The sequence below is a fragment of the Sinobacterium caligoides genome, from assembly GCF_003752585.1.
GTDB lineage: Bacteria > Pseudomonadota > Gammaproteobacteria > Pseudomonadales > Sinobacteriaceae > Sinobacterium > Sinobacterium caligoides.
This window is the reverse complement of the sequence record NZ_RKHR01000004.1, coordinates 1,071,105-1,088,059: the sequence shown is the minus strand read 5'-3', so window position 1 is coordinate 1,088,059 and position 16,955 is coordinate 1,071,105. Positions and strand designations below refer to the sequence as shown.

The 16,955-nt window shown below is 53.0% G+C and carries 13 protein-coding genes; 6 read left to right on the top strand and 7 right to left on the bottom strand.

Going from position 1 to position 16,955, the window contains the following annotated elements; genetic code table 11:
- Positions 1-234: 234 nt before the first annotated feature.
- Together EDC56_RS11445 and EDC56_RS11440 are read left to right on the top strand one after the other, a co-directional pair.
- A complete protein-coding gene (locus tag EDC56_RS11445; RefSeq protein ID WP_162844165.1) occupies positions 235-1,287 on the top strand; it encodes a YjgN family protein in 1,053 nt (350 codons plus the stop codon).
- 2 nt (positions 1,288-1,289) lie between these two features.
- Complete coding sequence (locus EDC56_RS11440) at positions 1,290-2,444, top strand: M48 family metallopeptidase (protein WP_123712637.1); 1,155 nt, start codon at positions 1,290-1,292, stop codon at positions 2,442-2,444.
- Here EDC56_RS11440 and EDC56_RS11435 read toward each other — a convergent pair.
- The gene (locus tag EDC56_RS11435) at positions 2,340-4,406 is read right to left on the bottom strand and encodes an ATP-binding protein (RefSeq protein ID WP_123712636.1); all 2,067 of its coding nucleotides are present in this window, start codon (positions 4,404-4,406) and stop codon (positions 2,340-2,342) included. The genes EDC56_RS11440 and EDC56_RS11435 overlap by 105 nt on opposite strands.
- A gap of 36 nt (positions 4,407-4,442) precedes the next feature.
- Positions 4,443-5,132: a proteobacterial dedicated sortase system response regulator gene (gene pdsR / locus EDC56_RS11430; protein ID WP_123712635.1), complete on the bottom strand. Its 690-nt coding sequence runs from the start codon at positions 5,130-5,132 to the stop codon at positions 4,443-4,445.
- Between the two features lie 212 nt (positions 5,133-5,344).
- Here pdsR and EDC56_RS11425 point away from each other — a divergent pair, with 212 nt between their 5' ends.
- From EDC56_RS11425 to EDC56_RS11415, 3 genes are all read left to right on the top strand, one after another.
- Positions 5,345-7,729, top strand: a complete 2,385-nt coding sequence (locus tag EDC56_RS11425; RefSeq protein WP_211333658.1) for a marine proteobacterial sortase target protein — start codon at positions 5,345-5,347, stop codon at positions 7,727-7,729.
- Between the two features lies 1 nt (position 7,730).
- Positions 7,731-8,345 (top strand): class GN sortase, encoded by a 615-nt coding sequence (locus EDC56_RS11420; protein ID WP_123712633.1) that lies wholly within the window; start codon positions 7,731-7,733, stop codon positions 8,343-8,345.
- Between the two features lie 69 nt (positions 8,346-8,414).
- Positions 8,415-8,819 carry a hypothetical protein gene (locus EDC56_RS11415; RefSeq protein WP_123712632.1) on the top strand — a complete coding sequence of 135 codons (405 nt, stop codon included), beginning with the start codon at positions 8,415-8,417 and terminating at the stop codon, positions 8,817-8,819.
- A gap of 92 nt (positions 8,820-8,911) precedes the next feature.
- Here EDC56_RS11415 and rapA read toward each other — a convergent pair whose 3' ends face one another.
- From rapA to EDC56_RS11395, 4 genes are all read right to left on the bottom strand, one after another.
- Positions 8,912-11,752: an RNA polymerase-associated protein RapA gene (gene rapA / locus EDC56_RS11410; protein ID WP_211333657.1), complete on the bottom strand. Its 2,841-nt coding sequence runs from the start codon at positions 11,750-11,752 to the stop codon at positions 8,912-8,914.
- Positions 11,753-12,004: 252 nt separating this feature from the next.
- Positions 12,005-12,238 carry a hypothetical protein gene (locus EDC56_RS11405; RefSeq protein WP_123712630.1) on the bottom strand — a complete coding sequence of 78 codons (234 nt, stop codon included), beginning with the start codon at positions 12,236-12,238 and terminating at the stop codon, positions 12,005-12,007.
- A 188-nt stretch (positions 12,239-12,426) separates the two neighbouring features.
- Positions 12,427-13,017 (bottom strand): NUDIX hydrolase, encoded by a 591-nt coding sequence (locus EDC56_RS11400; RefSeq protein WP_123712629.1) that lies wholly within the window; start codon positions 13,015-13,017, stop codon positions 12,427-12,429.
- A gap of 47 nt (positions 13,018-13,064) precedes the next feature.
- Entirely contained in the window at positions 13,065-13,274 is a 210-nt protein-coding gene (locus EDC56_RS11395; protein WP_123712628.1) for a hypothetical protein, read from the bottom strand.
- A gap of 406 nt (positions 13,275-13,680) precedes the next feature.
- Here EDC56_RS11395 and EDC56_RS11390 point away from each other — a divergent pair, with 406 nt between their 5' ends.
- Positions 13,681-14,955: an EAL domain-containing protein gene (locus tag EDC56_RS11390; RefSeq protein WP_123712627.1), complete on the top strand. Its 1,275-nt coding sequence runs from the start codon at positions 13,681-13,683 to the stop codon at positions 14,953-14,955.
- Here EDC56_RS11390 and EDC56_RS11385 read toward each other — a convergent pair.
- Positions 14,952-16,754 (bottom strand): SLC13 family permease, encoded by a 1,803-nt coding sequence (locus EDC56_RS11385; RefSeq protein WP_148059393.1) that lies wholly within the window; start codon positions 16,752-16,754, stop codon positions 14,952-14,954. The genes EDC56_RS11390 and EDC56_RS11385 overlap by 4 nt on opposite strands.
- Positions 16,755-16,955: the final 201 nt, after the last annotated feature.

Here is a 16,955-nt window from a genome sequence, read left to right as displayed (position 1 = left end):
ATTGAGCTTAACCGCTCACTAACAACGGCATTAAATATGCTGGTTTAGCGTCTGTCGTTACGGTCGATTATTGGTTATCCTAACGGAAAAAATAAGTGACGTTGTGGCAGAGAAAGTATTACCGCTAGATGGAAGGCCCATACAAAGGGGTTATTTATCTGTGTTTTATCGGCTATATTAGTTACCGTTATTTAAAACTCAATAAAAACAATGTTCAAGAAAGGAATGCTGGTCATGGAAACAACTCAGGGTGAGCCCAGGGCAACAATTCACGATGTGATCTTTAGTGGTAAGAAGGGCGAATACTTTAAGCTTTGGCTGGTTAATATGCTGTTGAGCGTTGTGACGCTGGGTATTTATAGCGCCTGGGCCAAAGTGAGGAATACGCGTTATATGTTTGGCCATACGCAGATTGGGGGGCATGGCTTTCGTTATCTGGCCGAGCCGTTGCGGATATTGAAGGGGCGTATTGTGGCGCTGGTTCTCCTCGTATTATTTACCTGGCTGAGTGAGCTTAACCCGGTTGTTGGGGGGGGGCTGATGCTGTTGTTTATTGTCGCTATGCCGTGGCTGATCCTGCAGAGCCTGCGTTTTAATTTGCGCATGACTACCTACCGAAACGTTGGCTTTTCATTTTCAGGCAGCTATTGGGGGGTAGTAGTGAACTTTATATTACTACCAATCCTCGGTTACATTAGCTTCTTCATCGCTATGCCATGGGTCATGAAACGTATCGATCAGTATATTCATGGTCACGTCAGTTATGGGGGGAAGGCGTTCTCGGTGAACACCGAGACTGGTGTTTATTATCTGGCGGCACTGGCGGCATTGGGAGTGAGTATTGTCGGTTTGTCACTGGCGTTGATTGTGTTCGGTGGGGGAGCTGCATTGTCGATGGAAACGTTAATGAGCTTTGGGGCTGGAGCTTTTGTCTTTCTCTATATTGCTATGTTATTAGTTATGATCTTAGTGACTTCCGTTTATCGCTGCATGATCCGCAATCACCTTTTTCAGGCGATGCAGATCACCGACGTCGTCGAACTTCGTTCTAACGTGACCGTTGGGGCGTTCACTTGGCTGAATTTATCGAACTTATTATTGCTTATCTGCACCCTGGGTTTGGCCTTTCCTGTCACTCAAGTGCGCCAGGCTAGCTATTTAGCGGGAGCGACGAAGGTTAAATTACACCCCGGTGTGGATGCATTGTTGAACACTGTGCAGGCCAACGACTCGGCTATTGGTGAGGAGACGGCAGGGATGTTTGATGTCGACTTCTCGTTGATCTAACGGTGACAGAAGTTCGCGGTTGCTACATTCACTCGGGCTGCAGCGCGGCGCAAAAGGCTGTTGCGGCGCTGTCAGCCGAGGGGGTGCTGACGATCAGAGCGTTGGACGGCAGTGCCTTGATGAGCGGCCAGCCAACGGATTATCGTTTTGCCGATGTCATTCCCGGCATGGCGGTAGATTTGTTGATTGCCGATGGGGCATTGTTCACTCCCGATGATGCGAGTTATCGTTGGCCTAGCCTGTCGGTAGCGCAGCGCCTGTTGGAGCGCTTAGAGAGCCGTTGGTTAATGGCGCTGTTAGCGTTGATTATCATTCCGCTCTTTATTTGGTGGCTGGTGCAGCGTGGCATACCGGCTGCCGCTGACGCGACGGTGCAGTGGTTGCCTCAGCAGGTTGGCGAAGAACTGGGGCAGCAGACTCTCGTTATCTTAGATAAGACCTATTTGCAGCCGACAGCGCTGGAGCAAGAGCTGCAGCAGTCTGTGCGACAACGCTGGCAGTTTATGCTGAGTGAGTTGCAGCTCCCCGCCGATGATTTTCAGCTGCACTTTAGGGCGACAGCATTAGGAGCAAACGCCTTTGCTCTGGCCGATGGCAGTGTGATCGTCACGGATGCTTTGGTGCAGTTAATGGCGGACAGCCCCGATGTGTTAACGGCAGTCTTGCTCCATGAGATCGGCCATGTTGTGCATCAGCATAACCTGAAAGGCGTTGCCCGTGGTGCGGCGACAACGTTGCTCTATAGCATGGTCTTGGGTGATGTCGAAGGCGGTGGTGAGTTGCTGCTTGGCGCCGGAATCGGCTTGACTCAGAGCGCCTACTCGCGGGATATGGAGCGAGAGGCTGATGGCTATGCTCATCGACAACTACAGCGTTTAGGGCTATCGGCGGAGTTATTTGCCGAGGCGATGGAGAGGTTGCAGCTGTCGCGGGTCGAAGAGGGGCCGACGGAACAGGTTGAGGGCTTCGCCAGCCACCTGCAAAACTACTTAAGCTCTCACCCGCAGAGCCAGCGACGGATCGATGCGGCGCGACAGGCGGCGAGCAATGATTTATCTGGGCCAGCGAATATCGAAGCAGACCCCAGCGTTATCCGCGCGATTGAAGGCCCGGACGCTACCTTGGTGGAAGTCGACGATGAGTTTGACGATATGTAGCCCTAGACCGAGGTGGCCGTCGTCGCCCTTACTCTGTCTCAGCGTCACCATATTATCAAATAACTGATGCTGCAGCTGTTGTGGCAGTAACGGACCATCGTTATCGACCGAGAGCCGGTGTTCGCTGTTGCTGGGGTAGTAGCGCAGCGTGATGCAGCCGCCCTCCGGGCAAAAGCCGGCGGCATTATCGAACAGCTTGTCGAGCATCTGTACGATCAGCTCGGGTACCACCAGCGCCAGCTGTGGTGAGTTGTCTAGCTCGATGCCGGCGAGTTCGATACGGTGTTGTGGGTAGAGGTCGCGATAGGCGTGGCCAACGTGGTAGAGCAACTCGTTCAGGTCGACCTGCTCCGGCTCTGCCTGTTGAATACTGTCCTCGACTCTTGTTGCCTCACTCATCGCGGTGATGATGTGGCTGAGCCTGAGTGCGCCGTCCTTTGCCCGCTGTTGATAACAGCGAGCGTCTTCGTTCAAGGCGGTTTGCTCGAGGTTGTCCAGCGATGAGTGAATGATGGCGAGCGGGGTACGTAGTTCGTGAGAAAGCTTGCGCGATAGTGTGCGTAGGTAGTCGGTGTATTGCTGTAGACGATCGAACAGCTGCTGATAGCTGCGTGCCAGATCACCGATCTCATCGCGGCTGCGGCTGTTGGGGAGAGGAAGTTGCTGTTGTTGCTCGACGAAAACCCCGTTGGCATCGACACGTCGTTCGGCGCTTTTGCTTAAGCGGCGAATACGCCGACTGAGCCAGGCGGCGTAGCCGATAATGCCACCGAGGGTGAGGGTTATTGCCAGTAGCGTGTGCTCGAACAACTTGCTGAAGGCGCTATCGGTGAGAGAGAGAGTCCGCTCACTGCTTTGCTGAGCGATGATGGTGCCGACAACCTGGCCATCGACTACAAGTGGCTTGGCACTACTCAATAATTTCTGCTGACTATTTGCTAGTCGGTACCAGCGATGTCCTGCCTGACCGTTTAGGGCGTTGATATTCTCAGGGCTGCTGAATTTACCATCGAGCCAGTCGTCTTGAAGATAATTTGATAGCGGATTTAAGAGGGCGCGATACAGCTTGCGTAGCAGCCAATGACTGTCGTCGGTTGCACTGCTTTGATAGTGTGTAGGTGAGTCGTTATCGAGTCTTGGGTCTTGATTGTAACCGATAACCCATTGTTGCCGGTCGCTGATGAGGTAGCGAATATCATCGTTATTGAAAATATTCAGTGTCTCGATGAGCGTCGATAGTGGGTAGATAATCCTTGGCGCAGTCGGGCTGTGTTGAGTGACGTTGCCGAGTTGGTATTGGCGGCCGTCGCTCTGCTCGTCGATGAGCAGCAAACCGAGTTTTTGTTGTAGCAGCGCCAGGGGGAGCGTCAGTTCGATATTGAAACCGTGCTGGGTATCGATCCAGCGGCCATAGATGTCGTCTTGATCGTTGACGTGCCCCGCCTGCCAATAGCGGCCATGTACGTCACCGGGTGAGCTGCTGTTGATGACATAGCGGCGATCATTACCGGTGATCAATACCAGACGGTCGCCGTTATCGAGTGCTGAGAGTGTTGGGTTGAAGTACTGGCTCTGGCTACCTCGGACCTCGATGAAGAGGGCGACGCTCTGCTGGTAGATGCTGCCCCTATAGCGCATGGAGAGCTCGGGGTTGTCGTGGCTGTGAAAAACCTGTGCAGGCTGTAGCCAGTCCTCATCGTAACCGTCGATAATGTTGGGGTGGTCACGACGGTGTAGGTAGAGCGATCGCGGGTCGTTGGCGGCATGGTAGCTCTCAGGGTCGCTGCCGAATAGCTCTGGTTGATCTAAAATGACGGCGCTGATGGCATTCAGTGAGGCATCAAGGGTCTGTTGTTGCCCCTGTTGCAGCGCCAGCTCGAGCTCGCGAATAAATTGCCCCGCGGCCCAGGGGAGGGTTAACACTAAAAGGCTGACGATGAGCAGCTGATGACGTAATCTCATCGTCTCAGCCTAACTGATTGCCGCTCAAACGTGAGTTTAAACACGCCAGCGATACCCCATGCCGTAGGCGGTTTCGATGCAGTTGAAGTTGCTGTCGAGATGCTGAAATTTTTTGCGGATACGTTTTACGTGACTGGTGATGGTATTGTCATCGAGCACCACGTTGGCCGCCTCCATTAGTTGCGCGCGGCTTTTTACATGTCCAGGACGCTGCGCCAAGGCGTGGCAGATCCAGAACTCGGTGACTGTTAATTCAACAGTCTGCTGTCGCCACTGTACCGTCATGCGTTGTTCGTCGATCGATAGCTCGCCGTGCTCAATGCTTTGGCGTTGATCGATAGGCTGTTTTAGCGCCTCGATACGTCGCAGTAGTGCAGTGACCCTGGCGAGCATCTGCGGTAGGCTAATATCCTTGGTAAGGTAGTCGTCGGCCCCCAAGCGTAGGCCAGAGATAACATCAATCTCGCTATCCCGAGCGGTGAGGAAAATGATGGGCAGAGTCGACGACAGTGCTCGCAGCTCACGACAGAGCTCGAAGCCTCCCTCAATATCGTCACCGAGGCCGACATCGATGACGGCTAAATCAGGCAGCTGAGTGCTCAGGGCGGCGAGGGCTGTGGCGCGATCGGCAAACAGGCTGACGCGATAGCCTGTTTTCTCAAAAGCGTCTCGATAATTTTGCGCGATGATGGTCTCGTCTTCGACGATAGCAATATGTTTGGCCATAGAGCCTTCACTAAACGGTGTCTGGGTAAGGCGTGCTTCGTGCACGGCCGGTGAATAATCGCCTTGATTGTACCTGATAATAACGCTTTCGCACGGCCTTCTGGTATCGCGGCCACTATTGGCCACAATTGATCACTAGCTTGCCACGGCTGATCGTACTGTTGCCCGATAGTCTTGCTGTAATGCTCATATCACCTTACAGGAATTCAATGATGAGCATACAGCCCGCGAACTCACGACTGCCCAAACAGTCGCTAATTCTTTCTCCCGTTCTCCGCGCCGAGGTACCGTGCATGTTCCGGCCCATGTGGCGTACGGCTGTATGGCGGCGTCAGGTTAAGCTGCCGTCCATTCGTGATAATTATTACGTGGTGAAGCGTCGTCGGAGTAACTACTTGCGGTTAGCGGCGCTATTGGTCTTTGTCCTGGGTTTACTGATGGTGGCAGTATCGCATGCGGCAGAGAGCGAGGCGGGGGCGATCAAAGAGCGGCGTATCGACGATGTTGAGGCGGGTGAGTTATTGCTGCAGGGAGCCGACCAACCTGGTTACCGCCCTGCGCTGCTGTTGTCCAGTGCGGTGGACTTTCAGGTCAACGGCATGGTTGCCAAGGTGGTGTTAAAACAGCGTTTTCGCAATAGTAGCGAGCAATGGTTGGAAGGGGTGTATGTCTTTCCGTTGCCGGATCGTGCGGCGGTCAACTACCTCAAAGCAACCGTCGGCGATCGTGTGATCGAGGCGGAGGTGAAAGAGAAGGGTGAGGCAAAAGCGATCTATCAGCGTGCGAAACAACAGGGGCGCTTGGCGGCGATGACAGAGCAGCAGCGCCCCAATTTATTCACCAATAAAATAGCGAATATTGCGCCGGGTGAGACGGTCGAGGTGGAGATGCATTATTTGCAGACGGTCGGGTATGACTCGGGGCGTTTTTCGCTGCGTTTCCCTATGACGATTACACCGCGCTATATCCCGGGGGCGCCGCTACCGGTGGAGAAGAGCGAGAGCCATGTTGTAATAGCAGAGCCTACACCATTGGCTATCGATAGTGCCGTGGGTTGGGCGATGAATACGGATCAAGTGGCAGATGCGCAGAGTATTACACCTTACATGGCTCCGGCGATACGTCGTGATGGCAGTGTGCGCAACCCGATCTCGATAACGGCATCGATTAATGCGGGGCTGCCATTAGCGAGTGTTGATAGTGGTTATCATGCCATTGTGGTGAAGCGACAAGAAAACCATTACCAGCTATCCCTAGCGGCAGGCCGTGTCGCTATGGATCGAGATTTTGAATTGAGTTGGCAGCCGACTGTCGGTCAGGCACCAAAGGCGGCGATCTTCTCGGAGACACTACCGGCAGCTCGCCGAACCGGAGACAGCGATACTCTGTCATCGCCACAGCGATTTATTTCGCTAATGTTAATGCCGCCACAGTCGCAGCAGCGCTTACGCGTGCCCAAGGAAACGGTTTATATTATCGATACCTCGGGTTCGATGGGGGGGGAGTCTATTCGTCAGGCACGGCGCAGTCTGCTGCTGGCGATCGATCGGCTTGCGATGGGGGATCGTTTCAATATTATCGAATTTAACAGCGTTACTCGACCGCTGTTCAAGCGCTCTCGGGCGGTGGATGCCGACAGCCTTGCGAGTGCGCGACGTTTTGTCAGCGGCTTGTCTGCTACAGGGGGAACGGAGATGGCGCCGGCGCTGGCTTATGCGTTATCGAAGAATGGGGGAGCGGAGGGATACCTTCGACGCGTGGTGTTTATTACCGACGGCGCGGTTGGTAACGAGGAGGCATTGTTACAGCAGATTGAGCGGAGTCTCGGTGACAATAGACTGTTTACCGTGGCTATCGGTAGTGCACCGAATGCGTACTTCATGCATAAGGTGGCGCAGCTCGGTCGCGGCAGTTTTACTCAGGTGGCGAGTGTCGACGAGGTGGATGAAAAGATGTCGATATTATTTCGTCGGCTGGAAACACCACTGGTCACCGACGTAAAACTGACATGGCCCGCCGGTGTTGTCGCGGAAAGTTATCCACAGCGTTTGCCGGACTTATATGCGGGGCAGCCGTTATTGGTTAAGAGCAAGTTGTCGGGCAGGGAGTTTGCCGTACATGATCAGTTGCAGGTGAGCGGTATCGTCGACGGTAAATCCTGGCGACAGCGCATTGATGTCAGCCAGTTAGGTGCTGCGGAGAGTAAGGCTGGCAGCGGTATTTCGACGCTGTGGGCTAGGGAGAAAATTGCCGAATTGATGGATGCCAAGCGTCGTGGCGAAGACCCACAAGAGGTGCGTGAGCGAGTCGTCGATATCGCTTTGAACCATCAGCTGGTGACAAAATATACCAGCTTGATTGCGGTTGAGCGGCATGTCGTTCGGGCGGGCGACAAGCCGTTACGCACAGCGGGGGTGGCGAATAACATGCCCAAGGGGAGTGATCTTGTGCAACGGCAGGTTAGTTACCCGAAGACAGCCACGCCGATGTATCGACAGTTACTGTTCGGCGCCGCCTTGTTGTTGTTGGCGTTGATGATTCAGTGGTGGCTAAACAAGGCCGCAGCAGTAACTCGGCACGACAGCGGTGGCGTTTAAAATGTTGGCGATGAAGCGAGCTAAAGCGGCCTGGCAAGACCGCCGGCGGCTATTTGCTCGCGTTCTTGTCGTCGTGTTGATGGTCGTAGCGGCATTGCAGCTTAGCTCTGGGCTCTACATTCAACTCAAGGCAGTGCTGGCGCAGCATTTGATCGCCCACAGCTGGCAGCAAAGCTTGCAGCAGGGAGGGGCGGCAGTAAAGCCGTGGCGCTGGGCAGATACCTGGCCGGTGGCAAGACTACAATTTCCAGAGCACAAAGTAGATCTTTATGTGCTGGAGGGGAGTGAGGGAAATAGCCTCGCCTTCGGCCCCGGGCATATGACGGCGAGTAGTGCCGTAGGAGAAGGTGGGACGAGTGTCATTGCGGGACACAGAGACACGCACTTTCATTTTTTTAGAAACATTGTGATTGGTGATCAAGTGCAAGTAACGGATAAGCATGGGGTGGTACATTACTACCGGGTTGAGCGGGCAGAGATAGTCGATAGTCGCGAGGCGACAATTGGGTTAAACGCTGACGTAGATCAACTGCTTATGGTGACCTGTTTCCCTTTTGATGGTATCAATATAACAACGCTGAGGTATCAGCTTGTCGCAAAGCCGGTGACGACTTAATGTTACCGGCAAGTGAGCGGATAGCGGGCAAGAAAATAGCAGGGCTGTGAGGTCTTGGGGAGTATAAGTGTGGGGGAAGCTTTGATCGAGAGAGCGAGGGGGCAACGGGTAAAGTTGTTTCAGCCTGTGACGCCTGAACAGTTGGCAAAGATAGAACAGAATGACTGTCGAGCATTCTCCAGCGATACCGCTGGGAAAACCTATTTCTATCCGAAACTGCACTCAAACTATGCGGAAAATATTGCCAAGAATAGTTTTTCACCGCGTTTCGGTAGCAGCTATGTCGTTGAATTCGAAGTCGATGCAGAGTATATCAATCAGTTCCCTATTCGCTCGATCGGCTATGACGAGCATCAGGAATACTGCGTCGATGTGAGTATGTTAGCCGACTTGAACAGCCATATTCGCGGCCGCATTGCTGTGAAGAGCTGTTTTCAAGATACCGTAAAGAGTGCCATCCAGATGGTCTCCTAGCGAGCCAGTATTAGTGCCACAAGACGAGTAAGCCGGTGTTGATAAAGACACCGGCTTTTTTATACGCCAATAGATCGACTCGACCGTTTTGCTTAGGTGTTGATGACTACGCGCATCGCCTGTAGCTCAATGTTGGCATGCTCAATGGCCTCGCTGCCGGCGGCGAGCTGGTTGCGCAGGAAGTCGATCTCAGCGTGACGAATGCCGCCATTGATCTGTTGTAGCGCTTGTAGTCGGTCAACCTCCGCGCCGAGCTGCTGACGTATTGCCTGCTGAGCGCTTTCACTACGCTCTGGCAGCTGTTGCTTCGCGAGCTCGGCGGCACGCTTGAGCATCTTCTCGACATCGGGTTGTATCTGTTTGATGACGGCGTGGGCGGTGGTCTTGGGGATCTTCTTACACAGCTTACTTAAGCCCTCCAGCTTAAGTGCCTCAGTGAGTACCTTACCGGTGTTGTCGATGAGCACACGAATGGGCTGCGCAGGCAGGAAGCGACCAAGTTGTAGTGACTTTGGCGCGATGGCGTTGACGGTGAATAGGCACTCGAGCAGGATGGTCGCCGGCGGTAGCCCCTTTACATTCATCGTTGCGATGGCGGCGTTGCCGAGCTCGGAAGAGAGCACCATCTCCATGCTTTCGGTCACCATCGGATGCTCCCAGTTGAGGAAGTCGAAGTCTTCACGACTCAGGGCGACATCTCGGTCATAGGTGATGGTGTTGCCGTCTTCGTTGAGGCCGGGAAAGTGGCTGCAGTACATGTTCTCGCCGGCGTGCAGCGTCTGCGCTCCCTCACTGTGGTAGTCGTACTCGACGCCATACTGGTCGAAGAGCTTCTCCAGATAAATTTGTAGCTCAAAGCTGTCATCAAAGGCATCGATGGCTTCAATAATTTGCTCTGCGCGCGGTCGATTACAGGAGTTGATCTCCAGCAGTCGGTCACGGCCCTGCTGTAGCTGTCGCTTGGTTTCTTCCATGGCCGCACGGGTTTCTGTCAGCAGCTGTGGCAGGTCCTCAGTGGGCAGGGTCATTTGGCTGAGCAACCGCTCCTCGAAGCGTTCGAAGAGTGAAAAGCCACCGGAGAAGCTCTGCTGGAATAGGTCCAGCCCCTGGTGGTACCAGTTGAACAGGACCTCTTGCGCGCTGTCGAGCAGGTAGGGGGCGTGAATCTGAATGGTATGCTGTTGACCAATGCGGTCGAGACGACCGATACGCTGTTCCAGTAGATCGGGGTTTAGTGGTAAGTCGAAAAGCACTAAGTGGCGAGCAAACTGGAAGTTGCGCCCTTCACTGCCAATTTCGGAGCAAACCAGGGTCTGCGCCCCGCCTTCAAAATCGGCGAAATAGGCCGCAGCGCGATCGCGCTCGATGATGGTCAGCCCCTCGAAGAAGGCGGCGCTGCGGATTCCTGCGCGCAGTTGCAGGTGGCTCTCTAGGTCGAGCGCAGTCTGGGCGTTGGCACAGATCACCAAGACTTTTTCATTCTTGTGCTGCTTGTAAAAATCGATCAGCCAGTCGACGCGGGGATCGGCGGTAATCCACTCATCGGGATCGAAATCGATCTCGGGGTAGAGTCCCTCGATTCCCCATTGGTTTAAATTATCGTCGTAGAGCGCAGGGCATTCCAGTGGGTAGCTGTGTAGCTGGCGCTCGGGGAAGCCCTTGATGGCGGCGCGGGTGTTGCGAAACTGCACGCGGCCTGTGCCGTGTCGGTCGAGTAACTTTGCCACTAGCGTATCGACCAATTGTTGCTCGGTGCCGTCATGGTCGGCGAGTATTTTGTCGAATTCGCCGTCGCTGAAATAGGGGCTCAGTATTGCTTGCGTGTCGTGCTCAGTAATTGATTGCGGCTGATCAAGCAGTGGCTGTAACAGCTCGTTGAGCTTTTGGTAGCCCTCTTCTTGTACTTTGAATTCGCTCAGACTCTGAAACTTAGCGGGGTCGAGTAGACGTAGACGGGCGAAGTGGCTATCGATACCGACCTGCTCAGGGGTAGCCGTCAGCAGCAATAGTCCATCGCTGACGCTGGCAAGTTGCTCGACCAGTTGGTAGTCGGGGCCGCTCTGCTGCTCGGACCAATGTAGGTGATGAGCCTCGTCAACCACCAGCATATCCCAGCCGGCGTCGATGGCTTGCTGTTGGGTTTTTTCGTGCTGTAGGAGAAAGTCGAGGCTACAGAGGACCAGCTGTTCGGTCTCGAAGGGGTTGCCTTCACCAGCCTCGCGCAGCGCATCGTAGCGTTCTTGGTTAAAGATGGAGAAGCGCAGGTTAAAGCGTCGCAGCATTTCAACGAGCCATTGATGCATTAAAGTATCGGGCACGGTGATAAGGATACGGCTGGCGAGCCCCGTATGCAGTTGTTGATGGAGGATCATGCCGGCCTCGATCGTCTTGCCTAGGCCGACTTCATCTGCGAGTAATACCCGTGGCGCATAACGGCTGGCAACTTCGCTGGCGATGTACAGCTGGTGCGGTAGCAGGCTGGTACGCGAGCCCAATAGGCCTTGTACTGGCGATTGTTGTAGTCGTGCAATATGCTCTAACGTGGCCGCACGCAACATATAGGCGCCATTACGGTCGAACTGACCGCTGAAAAGGCGTTGCTGTGGCGTAGTAAAGGCAATAAAGCAGCTGAGCTCTAATTCATCGAGCTCGCTGGCTTGGTCGTCGCTATCGACGACAGAATAGCTGATCAGTCCGGCATCTTCAGAGACGCCGGTGACGGTAAAGTGTTGCTCGTCGAGATCGCAGATGCTATCGCCAACCTTGTAGCGAATACGGCTGAGCGGGGCGCTGTGCGCGGCGTAAATGCGTTCTTCGGCGGCAGCCGGGAAGCTGACGATGAGTTGGCGGTCGTGAATTTCTTTGATAAAACCGAGACCGAGCTTGGCTTCGGAGTGACTAATCCAGCGTTGGCCAATAACAAATTGCATCATTTATTTTCTCACATGGGCGCCAAAAATTGCGCTGGGCTTTACAGAATACGGTTTTGCGCTGGTCAGCAGCTTAGCGTTGCTGTCGACAGATCTTAATAGCGGCGCCATATTCTACAGTAATAGAGGGATTTGTCTTTGATTTTACGGCAAAGCCTAGCTCATCACGGCCATTTTAGGTATTAAATCCAGTTGGCATAGCGAGATCTGAAGCGCTAAGGGGCGGCGCTACCATGGGCGAGGTGCTTTTACTCTCTAGCTGGCGGCACTGAGCTTGTTTTTGTGGGGTGTTGCGGGCTTGGCGTGTTGCTCAAATAGACTGCTACGCAGCGTCGGCAACTGTCGGTAGAGGAGCTCAAGAAGGTGGCCCTGGCTTTGCTTATCGTTCTCTAGGTCGTTGATGACCCGACTGAGTAACTCGTCGAGGTCGATCGTCATGCCTCCCTCAAAGAGAATGATACCGTCGGCGCTGAAAGAATTGGCCTTCATAGCTGTCTGTCCTTAACAATCTCTATTGGTTCAAGGCTGAGGTCCCGATACGTTGTATCGGGGCGGGTAGCAGTGATTATAGACAGCTTTAGGGAGGTGAGAACACCTTATATTGAGGGGGGAAGGTGAGATTGTGAACATGCTCACAGGCTTGTCCCGCGTGCGGTGATGTTGTTATCGAATAGGATTTAACCCTGATTTTGTCTTATTAACGCCGGTAGGATGTTGTCTGTGATCTTCTTGTGTTCGTCGAAGTCGCCTAAATAGAGGCCGAACTTACCCTCTTTCAGTTCACGATAGTAATCACGAATGTAGTTTTCGACGGCGCCGAATGCGAGATCTTGCCAGGGCATTTCCTCTGCGCTGAATAGGGCGACCTCCTGTGCCTCGTCACCTGCTTTGAAGTCAGCGCTGCTCATCTCGCCGCGGAAGGCAACATAAATCTCATTGGTGTAGCTGATGGAGCCTATGGCATAAAGACTGAGCTGGCTGGGGTCGATAACAACGCCTGTTTCCTCGAAAAGCTCACGGGCGGCGGCTTGAGGAAGAGTTTCGTTACATTCCATGAAGCCAGCGGGAACCCCCCAGTAGCCGCGGCGAGGTTCACAGTCGCGTCGAAGCCACAGTAGACGATCGCCATAATGCATCATTGCTGAGACGAGAATCGTCGGGTTTTCGTAGGCGATATAGCCACACTCAGGGCAGAGTTTGCGCTCTACCCTATCGGGCTCGGGCTTCCCCTGTATTAACTCCGTGGCACACTGACAGCAATATTTCACGCTAATACCTAGAATGGCTTATGTTTTTTATTATTATAAACAGTCGGCTACCAAAAAAAACTGTCAACACCGCACTCTGCGACGGCGGCTCTAGCTTCTTCGAGCGCGGCTTGCTCGCTCTCGAAAGCGTCCTCGTAATTGGTGATGTTGTCGTTGCTGCTGACAATCTCGAGCCACCAACCTTGATCGTTTTCGGTTACTTTAATGGTGAGTGTCTTACCATTGTCTGTAATGGTTTCGCTGATACTGTTGTCCATAGCGGGCCTTTTTAAGTTGAGTACAATGATTTGTTTGTGCGACAGGTGAGTTCTGCACCGCTGAGGATGATTGCTATCACTGCGTAAATGTGGGGCTATTCTAGCAACCTTTTTACCAGAAAGAATCCTAAAATGATGCTCTATGTCGTTAGTTTGATGGCTTGGAAAGGGATGGTGCGCTTTCTGATAGCAACACCGATCGGTTAAAATCTACTTGGTTTGCTCGGGAAGAAAACTTATAGTGTTAGTAGTAGAAGCCTTGGGCTGACTGTAGTGACTCTCACCCGTAACTAGCTACGCTATTAAGCGCATGCTAGACGGTATTTTTCCCGGGCAAAAACAACAATAATGGAGCTATTACCGCTATTGAATCTCCTGCAGCATCAGGCTGTACGATGAGTCAGGCATGGTTAAGAAACATACAATGAAGGCACTCGAAGAGCTTGTTAAAGATCAGTGTGTTCAGGGAAGATCTACATCGGCAACGGATAATAGCCGCCCTCAAATCCTGCATGACGGTAGTGATTACTACGCTCAGCTGCATGAGCTGAGGATATCGAGCCGCTATCAACCGATAGTCAGTATCCCTCATCGTCGAGTGGTGGGGCACGAGGCCTTATTGGATGCTCGATTGATTGACAGTAGTATCACGCCAGTGGCGGCATTCAGTTATATTAATGAGCAAGAGCTTTCACAGTTAGAGCTTGATCGTTTGAGTCGCCACATTCACCTACTAAATTATACTGCTAAGTCTGCCGACGACTGGCTATTTTTGAATATTAGCAGCGAGGCCATCTCCCACTATGTTGAGCAGGAAGCGGGCTTGGAAAGCATTGTCCCGACGGGGCTGATGCCGCCGGAGAGTTTGGTCTTCGAGATCCTAGAGGACACCCAACAAGACATTGCTCAGCTGCAGCAATTTGTTCGTTATTGCAAAGAACAAAAAGTGCTCGTGGCTGTCGATGACTTTGGTGCGGGGCACTCTAATTTTGATCGTATATGGTCCCTGGCTCCCGATATTGTCAAGCTTGATAGCAGTAACATCTGGAAGGCTGAGCAAGATCCGATGGTACGTCGACTATTGCCCCGGATGATCTCGCTGTTACGGGAGGCAGGTTCGGTGGTGTTGATCGAAGGCATCGAAAATGAGACCCAGGCAAAGATTGCCATGGATACAGAGGCAGATTTATTGCAGGGGTACTATTTCCTGCGGCCGCAGTCGAACCTCGCTGTCACCGAGGCGAACGGTGTTATTGAAGAATTGACTGCCGCAGAAGTTGCCTTTAATGGTCAGCCCGTCGATATGGGACGCGATAGGTTGAGGAGTGAGTTCGCTCGAGCCGTCGGCCACCTGATGACGGGAAAGAAGCTGGCAGAAGCCTTTTCTCGCTTCAACGTTGAGCAGGTGCGACGCTGTTATGTATTGAATAGGCAGGGTGTTGAGATAGAGAGTCATCGCTTGACAGGGGGGGAGCCGGAGTGTCGATTCTCTGCGATGAAGTGTAGTGGCGGGGCGAGTTGGGCACGTAGGCCATATTTTATTGGCGCGATGGCAAACCCCGGTCATATATTTACATCGCCGCGCTATATGTCGCTACCCGATGGCCATGTTACGGAAACGTTGTCGATTGCGACGCAACTCGAGGGAACGAGTTGTGTCATTTGCCTCGACCTTAACTAATAGAGCAAATTGATGATGCTAATAGCGATGACGGCATAGCTAACGGTTAAGCCTGCCCCCACCTGTTTGAACACTTTTGCCGAGTAGTTGCCGGGACCTTGTATCAGCGCATTGACTTGATTGGTGGGCAATAAGAAGGCGTTGGAAGCACAGACTCCAATTAATAAAACGATAGGCCGTGGGTCGTAGCCGGCACTTGTGGTGATGCCGATGGCAAGAGGCGTCAGTACGATTGTGGCACCGATGTTGGAGATGATGAGACTGAAACTGGAGGCGAGAATCGCAAATAGGATCTGCAAATTTATTTCGCTCGCATGTTGACCCAGTAGTGAAAGAGTATGTTCAGCAAGCCACTGTGAGCTGCCGGTATTAGTCATCGCCGCCCCCAGCGGCAGCAGTCCTGCGAGTAAGAAAACGGTTTTCCAGCTAACGGCATGAAAGGCGTCATCCATACTCAGCACGTTGCCCGCTATCATTATGGTGGCACCACAGAGTAGTGATACTGAGAGTGACAGAGGGCTGAAGATGGATAGCGCAAGGGCAATGACGAAAGCGCTCACGGCTATTATCAATTTATCGGGGGAGATGATGAGTTTGGGTTCATGTTGGTCGATGAGAGTAAAATCTTTATCGCTGGCGAGTCTGTTGAGATCACGCCAGCTAACATAGCTAAGCAGGCTGTCGCCGACTTGTAGCTCGACATCGCGCAGTTGTAGTTGTTGGACGTGGTTGTGGCGATAGATGGCTAGAGGGGTAATGCCGTAACTGCGTCTAATACGAATGTCGCGGATGCGCTTGCCCGCGAGGCTGGAGCCAGGGGGGATGATGATCTCGGTGATACCGGCATTTGTCGCTGAAATTGCCTCAAGCAGTGGTTCGCAACGTTCGCTGCGCTGAACTCCAGGCTGTTGACACAATCTTAGAAGATCTTCTGGGTCGCCGATGACGCCAATGTTACACGGGGCGGGAATGATAATATCGCGGTGTGGCGATAAGCTGAGCTGTTGATGAGCCAAGGCAATGATGTTGATTTTGTACTTTTCTTCTATCTCTCCAGCGGAGTGACCGCTGAGAGGGAACTCTGCGCCTATGTGTAAGGTGTGTAACTGGCAGTCAACACCATAGAGGCGGTTTAGGCGTTCATTATGTTCGGTGTCGCTCTGTTGCTCTGCGGCTGGTAGGAAGTGTTTTCCCCAAAGCTGAAAGTAGAGGCAGCCACTAATGAGTAGGCCGATGCCTATAGGAGCGACCTCGAATAGTGAAAAGGGTGGAATCTCCGGGGGGAGTATGTCGTTTAGTATGATAAGTGGGCTAGAGCCAAGCATGGTTATACAGCCGCCTAGCATAACGGCAAAGCCCATCGGCATCATTAGGAAGCCGGGGTTGATGTTCATGCGGAGGCAGATGTGCCGAACGACGGGTACATAGAGTGCACATGCGCCGACGTTTTGCATTAAACCGGAGAGGCCGCCAACACTGAGCATAGTGAGGTTGCGTAAGTGCTCGTTGCTGCGGCGGCCTAGCCGTAGCAGCAGTGCAGCGACGATACGACTACCACCGCTGCGCTCTAGCCCAGCGGAAATGATCATGATGGCAATGATGGCAATCACAGCGTTACTGGAGAAACCGGCGATAAGCTCGCGGTTACTGACAAAAGGCGTGACACCCGGTAATAGCTGTACCAGTGCCAGCGCACAGAGACTGATCAAGGCAACGAGGTCGATACGCAGGCGACTAGTCACCAACAGCATGATTGTCATGCTAACGATGGTTAAGGTTAGGGTGATTTCGATACTCATGATGTTGCTGCCGCTGAACTGTATGACTGAAGGGGCATTGAGGGTGTTGAGCTGCCGCAATCACTTCGATTATAGAGGATGCGATGTTGAGAAGCATTGTTTGTATCGGAGTTTGCATGTCGCCGCTACAGTTAGCGTACAAACGGTTTAAAGCATTAGCAATCTTTCACGATGATATATACGAAGCTTTAAGTGTTATGG